We start from the raw sequence: 521 nt of genomic DNA on the forward strand, positions 1-521 counted from the left end.
TGGTACTGATCCGGATCCACCGAGGTGATGCCGGTTTTCGGGTCCCAACGGGTCACGCGCGGCAGTTTCGAGCCGAGACCAAAACTCAGCACCGGCATCCACGCGAAGACCTTCACGTTAGCGCGGGTACGCAGTTGCCAGGCGACGCGGTTGAAAATATCCGCACGCACCGGCAAGTGACGGTTGGGGAAGTACAGCGAATGCACCAGGCCATCGCCCTTGGGATCGGCGAAGGCTTGCAGGAACACCGTGTTGGCGCCCAAGTCAGCGATGCGCTGCACCAGTTTTCCGAGGTTGATGTCCTGCTGCGCCGGATCCGGGTCATAAACGTTGTCCAGATCAACATGCACAACGCGCATGACGAAATCCGACTGCACGTCGACGATACTGTTGGCGAAACGCTCGCCGTCAGGATCCGAAGCGACGAGAAAGCGCGGGCTGCTCATCAGGTTGTCGAGGGCGTCGAGACCGTCTTCGAGGGTCAGGGCCATTTCGTAGCCCGCCTCGCCGACCACCGTCAG

General features: G+C 61.0%; 1 protein-coding gene. It reads right to left on the minus strand.

Annotated elements, in window-relative coordinates:
* Positions 1-521: poly-beta-1,6-N-acetyl-D-glucosamine N-deacetylase PgaB (locus BK660_RS30965; RefSeq protein ID WP_311202923.1), on the minus strand; the 521-nt coding region annotated here is incomplete at both ends.

Source organism: Pseudomonas brassicacearum (assembly GCF_003732265.1).
Lineage (GTDB): Bacteria > Pseudomonadota > Gammaproteobacteria > Pseudomonadales > Pseudomonadaceae > Aquipseudomonas > Aquipseudomonas brassicacearum_D.